This window comes from Staphylococcus pasteuri, assembly GCF_030547725.1.
GTDB lineage: Bacteria > Bacillota > Bacilli > Staphylococcales > Staphylococcaceae > Staphylococcus > Staphylococcus pasteuri.
In genome coordinates this window covers 1-242 of sequence record NZ_JAUOQO010000814.1, presented here as the reverse complement: position 1 = coordinate 242, position 242 = coordinate 1, and the positions used below count along the sequence as shown (strand labels likewise).

At 45.9% G+C, this 242-nt stretch carries 1 protein-coding gene; it reads right to left on the bottom strand.

Annotated elements, in window-relative coordinates; translation table 11 throughout:
* Positions 1-217 (bottom strand): hypothetical protein (locus Q4528_RS15600; protein WP_303522626.1); only part of this gene is annotated, 217 nt, incomplete at its 3' end.
* Positions 218-242: the final 25 nt, after the last annotated feature.

Here is a 242-nt window from a genome sequence, read left to right as displayed (position 1 = left end):
CAGTAACGCCATCTATTGATAATAGTGGCTGTACTCGCACATTGGTATTGTTAGTAATAACCGCTTCCCAACCCTGCTGTGTTTCTTCGGGCTTAGTGCCTTCAAGTAATACAAAGTCTAGTTGTGGATAACTCTTAGCCAGTTGCTCGATTACCTGCTTGTATTGGTCTAGAGGGTAGCATTTGCTGGGAGCTGCAGAGCCCGTAAAAAAACTCACGTAGGGTGTGTGCGTATCCCTTACC